Genomic DNA, 6,331 nt, shown 5'->3' with positions numbered 1-6,331 from the left:
GCATTTAGCTTTGATTCTGCCCTTTCAACTACCGCCCTAATTTTCTTTTGAACATCCTTTGGCAGTGGCTCTGGCTCGTAATTCTCAATTATATCTTTAACCTTTTCATTGGCTACCTGTGTTAATGTTTTAGCCCCAGAAGCTTCCCACATTTCATAACGCTGACGGTTAATTAAGGAGGGGAACCAGCTTTCCTTCTTAAAATGACGGAATGTATGGTCTTCTGCCAGGAAGTGACCACCTGGACCTACCTTGTCAATAATGTCAAGGGCTAAAGTTTCATCATTAACCTCAATACCACGAGTAACTCTTCTAGCCATACCAATTATATCGTTGCAGATTACAAGGTATTCAAGGCTGGCTGTTGAACCATATTCAACATACCCAACATCGTGGTTCAAGTTCGGACCTGACATTGCTGTCATTGCAATGCTCAGTGCAGCTTCAATTCCAGCCTGCTGATCAGGAATGCAGCTGTCAGAGCAGCCACATGTTCCAAACATGGGTAATTTCAAGTAATGAGCCATATCTGCCAAAGCTGACATCAATAAATTAAATTCTGGTGATCCGTATGAGAAGATTGTACTCTTCATATCCATTATAGTAAATACTCCGCCCATAATAAAGGGGGAACCTTCTTTAGTGTTTTGATGCAATACTAAACCGCTTAAGCTTTCAGCCAGACCAGTAGCCAATACTCCAGCCAGGGTTGCAGGAACAGTTCCACCTGCCATTACACAGGGAGTATATACAACTGGCAGGGCTTTCTTGGCAGCAAGCATTAGTTTGGTTGCTGCTTCCCATGCATGCTGTAGGGGTGAAATTGGTTCAGCATATAAGGTCATAATTGGGTTCTTTCGGAGTTCTTCTTCTCCACCGGCAATTATTTCGCACATCTCTATTATATCAGCAAATCCGTAAATGTCATGTGCTGTTGTAACAATTGGCTTGGAAGTATTTAAAACCTGGGCTTCAAATTGATGTCTGTCAGATATTAAAAGGGGCACATCCTGAACAATACCAAGGGACATGACAAAATCCAGGTTTGGTAATGCATCAATTGTCTTGCAGGCCCAGCTTACTGATTGGGTACTGGATCTTTTTCTTTCTCCTGTATAAGGGTCAATATAATAAGGCGTATCTGAGCCGGTGCCAAAATAAGCATTGTTTCCCTCTAGCAGCACATCTCTGCTCCCAGTACGGCTGTTGCATAAGGTCACTCTATGGGGTACTGTTCTTAAAGCCCTATCCACTATATAAGATGGTATCTTAACCCGATTCCCATTAACAAAACAGCCAGCCTTTTTCATTACTTCTAATGCATCATCATCGTGAAAGGTAACTCCAGTCCTTTCAAGAATTTCCTGGGCAGCTAATAACACCTCTTCGCACTGGCCTGGTGATAATATACTCAACATTGTACTGGCATTTGCTACATAATTACTCCTTGCTCTCATTACTAACTCTCCTTTCATTAATTATTTTTTATCTTTCTTGTTCAATTTAGCTTCTCTGGCTTCTGCTCTCTCAATGATTGCATCTAGTTTTTCACAGACATCATTTGGCAGTGGCTCGGCTCTATGGTTATTAATAATGTCTTGTGTTCTTTGCTTGACCCTATCACCAAATGATTGGGCGCCTTCCATTTTCCACTCATCATAACGTAAGCGGCTGATTAATGAGGGCCACCAGGTTTCTTTTCTAAAGTTATCTATGGTGTGCTGTTCTCCAAGGAAATGGCCTCCTGGCCCTACCTTGTCTACTACATCCACTGCAAGGGTATAGTCGTCAACCTTAATTCCCTTCATTATCCTTTTGACCATACCAATGGTTTCATTATTGGCCACCAATAGTTCAAGAGATCCACAGTTTCCATATTCCATATAGTTGCAATCATGAATAATATTTGCTCCACTTAACCCGGCTATAAGGTTTGAAAAGGCAGATTCTGCAGCCCACTGGGCATCTATACATTTGGAGTCTGTGCAGCCTCCTGTGCTAAACATTGGCAGGCCAATGTAAACAGCAATGTCAGTTAACGCTGCAGAAAGCAGGCTTAACTCAGGAGCTCCATAAGCAAGGATTGAGCTTCCCATGTCCATTGTTGAAATTAATCCACCCATGATAAAGGGGGAACCTTCTCTTACAGCTTGATTAGCCACCAGGCCAACTAAGCTGTCGGCTATGGCAATAACCAGGGATCCTGCCATGGTAGCCGGTGCTACACCACCAGCAAATGTGCATGGTGTATAGATAACTGGTACGTTCTTCTGGGCTGCAAAAATAGCCTTGTCAATTGCTTCTGCCGAGTGCCTTAAGGGTGGACTTGATTCTGAATAAAGTATAATAAATGGTCTTTTTTGCAGTTCATCCAGTCCACCTGCTACGGCTGCAGCCATTTCTATAATGTCATTATACTGGTCAATTCCAAAACCCCAGTGAATAATTGGCTTTGTCGTATTGCGAACAAGGGCATCAAAGGAGTGAACATCTGATAAGGTTGGCGTGACATCCATTACCGTTCCATTATCCATGGCATATGCAATATTAGGCAATGCATCACATACTATACCGGCCCTCACAGCATCAGATTTTTTTGGTCTTCTTCTTTCTCCGGTAAAGGGGTCTAAGGTATAGGTGTTAGTTGGCCCCGGTCCCCAATAGGTATTTCTACCCTCTAGAAACATGCTTCTGTTCCCATTTCTGTCACAAATTGTTATTCGCGTTGGGGCACTTCTAACTGCTTTTTCTACTACCCTTGAAGGAAAACGTACGCGATTGCCGTCTACCCAACACCCAGCCTTTTTGTAAATCTCTAGCGCCTCGTTACTATAAAAGTCAGCTCCAGTCCTTTCTAAACATTCTAGCGCTGCATAATAAACTTCCTGGCACTGGTCGTTACTTAGGACTCGGAAATTTACCGTTTGATTGACTTGATAGTTTGCTCTAACATAATTGCTTTTCACAAATAATCACTCCTTTTTTTAATATTTAGGATTATGCTTTAAAAAAAGATTCTGTTTTAATATTTAAAACATCATTGATACCATTAAGCAGTAAATTAGCATGACTACTGCAAACTTCTTACTTAAATAGCCTTTTCCAACCCCCCTTTTAGAATTCATTGGTGAAGAGTTATAATATCATGAACTCAAGCTACTGCAATACACTTTGTTTTTCAAATGTACTTTTACAATACTTTTCTATATTATCTGACAATTACCTTGGTAATATCTTTTTATATTTGGCATAATCCATTTATTAGTTTTGTATAATTTTTTGAATATATTAGATAATACCGATAATTACACAAAATGCAAAAAAAGAAAACCAGTAATCTGGTCTCCTCAACTTATACATTCTTAAATAAAAAAACCGGGTCCTAAAAAACCCGGCATGTAAATATTATCTATTATCTTTCACCGCAAACAATCTTTTTATCTCCATCTTCTTTGCACAGCGATAGTTCTACAGTTTCTGTTAAAACATCGCTATAACTAAAGGAAACTCGTCTGCCTAAATTTTTCTTTTCATCTAATTTAATGACAAAAATATTGGGGTACGTCTGCTCTAAAATACCAACTCTTTCTATTACTTTCCTTCTGCCTCGATTAGCCTTTAGGCGTATTCTCTTGCCAACATATCCGTCTAAATCCTGTTTGATTTCAGCTAGTACTTTTTTTGCCACCAAAATACCACCTTCTTTCCTATTCTACACTATAATACTACATTTCTTCGAAGGTGTCAAGGCATAAACTACATTATACTTTATTAATTAAATATCTGTCAATTAATTATTTTGTCGTTAATAGTTGGATTTTGGAAATCCCACCCTATAATGCCCCCATGTATCTACTCCTCCAATGCCATCCCTGCCAGTAATAGTATTGCCCACAGCTTCCTCCAGGTTTACTTTTTGATAAATAGATGTAAATGCAATTTTTTCTGCAATATAAACTGGATCAAAAGCATGAACTAATATTCTCTTGGGAGAAGTTGCAAAGTTTGCTCCCGCATCTATAAGGGCCTCATAGTAGGACTGACAAGCACCAGCAATTATTACCAGGGAATCCCTGCTGGGTTCAAGTGACCTGATGTTCCTGACAGCATCAACAAAATGTTTGGATGTTTTATAGCTAGATATGTCCTCATAGTCTTCAGAATCCTTTTTCAACGCATCATGTCCTGTAAGCACAACTATATCAGGGGAGTATGCCTTAATTAAATCTATGGACTTTTCAGGCAGGTCTCTTTCTCGTATATGCATCCCAACTACTGGCACGTCAAGCATTTTGTATGCATTGATACATTTCTGCAGGTAATCCTCATCACCATCAAGATGAAGAACCTTTCCGGGAATTGCATAATAGTACTGCATAACTCCATTGTTGTGCAGAAAATTTGTCCTTTTATTTCTGTCTTCATCTATTCTTTTTAACATTTGTCTTGTGAGCAGTATGTTACTATGTCTTTCCTCCAAGATTTCCTCTGGTTGCAGCAATTCTAAATCATCTATTGTACAATCTGCCAGTAACCTAACATTCATTCCTTTTAAAAGGCATTGTACCTTGCCCTGGTTTTGTAATATATCTATAACCCTAAACTTAATATCACCGCCATATGACTTTCTCTTTACCAAATCATTAACCTTTATCTCGCTCACCATACAGCCCTCCATTTTGTCACGCTTTTAATATTTTATGCTTGCAGGATAACCTTTCGTGTCATATATAACCAAATTTTTCTTTAACTCGGCGTGGTAATTGTTGCTACAGATACCATACATTTGTTAATGCCTTCACAAATAAAATTGGTTATACTTTTACGCAAAGGAGGGGATGGTCTTCACGACAAAAAACTTTGCATTTAAAACAATGAAGATCTTGGTGCTGGGACTATTTTTTGTTCTCAGTATCAATACAGCTATCCTGGCTGGTAATTACACAGTTAAATCTGGCGACAGTCTATTTCTAATTGGCCAAAAATTTGGCCTAACAGTTGAGCAGCTCAAATCTGCAAATGGATTGAAAGGGACGGAACTTTACCCAGGACAGGTACTAAATATTCCTAGCAGCAATTCTTACACAGTCAAACCAGGGGACACACTATACTTAATTGCTAAAACTAACAACATTACATGGCAGCAATTAATGAGCTACAATGGCTTACAAAGCACAGACATAGTTCCTGGACAAACTCTAGTTATACCTGCAGGCAGCACAGCTGATAGACGTGCTGTTAATACCTCCTCACGTGGTGTTTCAGCTTATAGTCTCTCGAGAGAGGATTTAACCCTGTTAGCTCGTACTGTATACAGTGAAGCCAGGGGAGAGCCTTATGAAGGGCAGGTTGCAGTAGCTGCTGTGGTTTTAAACAGACTAAGGCACCCGGATTTTCCCAATACTGTTAGAGGTGTAATTTTTCAGCCCCTGGCTTTTACAGCAGTTGCTGATGGGCAATTCTGGCTTCCGCCAAATCAAACAGCTTACAATGCGGTAAATGATGCAATTAATGGCTGGGATCCGGCAAAGGGTGCCTTATATTACTGGAACCCTATAACAGCCACAAGCAGATGGATCTGGTCAAGAACCATAACCCATCAAATTGGGAAACATGTATTTGGATATTAAAAGGACCGATGCTATCGGTCCTTTTGTTTGTATTTTTCATGTAAAATTTTTTCAGAAACTTGTATAAATAGGTCAAACATTTTTCTTCGGTTGTATCTTTCGTTAATCCCCTTCTTTGACATATTATCTCCCTCTCCTTTTTAGAACCCAGGTTTTAGATATATTATTGCCAAATAAGGGAAAATCAACTCACCCTTGTTAAAATTTTGTATGCTTATCTGCTACTTTAGAAGCGCCACATGAGTCGGGTTTTATTTTTGCATTAAAGCCACTTCCCACTACCATACCCACAATCTCCTTGATTAAAGCACGTGTATCTCCCTGGTTTCCCACATCAAGGTGTATTTCAACATTAAGCTTTTCATGGCCACTTTTTGCAAGGAAATCTGCCACCTTGCTGGCTACCTCAAGGCTTATTGCAGCTTCATAGAAAAGCTTTTGCCTGAGGCTTGTTATCTTTCTTTGCCTTTTTTTATGATAGTAATACCTGGCACCTTTGCCAATTTGATGAATAATAATTGCTGTGACAAAGCAAGCCTGGTTTTTGGTATGGGAATCGGTGCCAATTATCAGGTTGAATTTTTCATCTGGCCTTGATTCCATAAAAGCAATAATGTCCTCAAGGACCGCATTAAAAGTCATGGTTCCCTTACTTGGGCTGACAAACTTGATCTTAATCACCTTCTTTTAAGCTTCCTGCT

The 6,331-nt window shown here is 39.6% G+C and carries 6 protein-coding genes; 1 reads left to right on the top strand and 5 read right to left on the bottom strand.

The window, feature by feature from the left end:
• The 4 genes from K364_RS0105415 to yabG form a co-directional block, all read right to left on the bottom strand.
• Window positions 1-1,457, bottom strand: a 1,457-nt coding sequence (locus K364_RS0105415; protein WP_028307168.1) for a trimethylamine methyltransferase family protein, incomplete at its 3' end; no start/stop codon positions are given.
• A gap of 21 nt (window positions 1,458-1,478) precedes the next feature.
• Entirely contained in the window at window positions 1,479-2,966 is a 1,488-nt protein-coding gene (locus K364_RS0105410) for a trimethylamine methyltransferase family protein (protein ID WP_028307167.1), read from the bottom strand.
• 446 nt (window positions 2,967-3,412) lie between these two features.
• On the bottom strand, window positions 3,413-3,691 hold the full coding sequence (locus tag K364_RS0105405) for a Veg family protein (RefSeq protein ID WP_156946408.1): 279 nt from the start codon (window positions 3,689-3,691) through the stop codon (window positions 3,413-3,415).
• 114 nt (window positions 3,692-3,805) lie between these two features.
• Entirely contained in the window at window positions 3,806-4,663 is an 858-nt protein-coding gene (yabG, locus tag K364_RS0105400; protein ID WP_051533824.1) for a sporulation peptidase YabG, read from the bottom strand.
• A 175-nt stretch (window positions 4,664-4,838) separates the two neighbouring features.
• Between yabG and K364_RS27710 the strand changes: the two genes are divergently transcribed.
• Window positions 4,839-5,630 carry a LysM peptidoglycan-binding domain-containing protein gene (locus tag K364_RS27710; protein ID WP_028307164.1) on the top strand — a complete coding sequence of 264 codons (792 nt, stop codon included), beginning with the start codon at window positions 4,839-4,841 and terminating at the stop codon, window positions 5,628-5,630.
• A gap of 198 nt (window positions 5,631-5,828) precedes the next feature.
• Here K364_RS27710 and K364_RS0105385 read toward each other — a convergent pair whose 3' ends face one another.
• Window positions 5,829-6,302, bottom strand: coding sequence for a ribonuclease H-like YkuK family protein (locus K364_RS0105385; RefSeq protein ID WP_028307163.1), 474 nt, complete (start codon window positions 6,300-6,302; stop codon window positions 5,829-5,831).
• Between the last annotated feature and the right edge of the window lie 29 nt (window positions 6,303-6,331).

The sequence above is a fragment of the Desulfitibacter alkalitolerans DSM 16504 genome (genome assembly GCF_000620305.1).
Classification (GTDB): domain Bacteria; phylum Bacillota; class DSM-16504; order Desulfitibacterales; family Desulfitibacteraceae; genus Desulfitibacter; species Desulfitibacter alkalitolerans.
Note: the sequence above shows the minus strand (reverse complement) of the source record. Positions and strands in the feature narration are given on the sequence as shown.

Bases quoted from the DNA above. Each gene is read 5' to 3' on its own strand.
- K364_RS27710 (WP_028307164.1), top strand. From the start codon at position 4,839: ATGGTCTTCACGACAAAAAACTTTGCATTTAAAACAATGAAGATCTTG.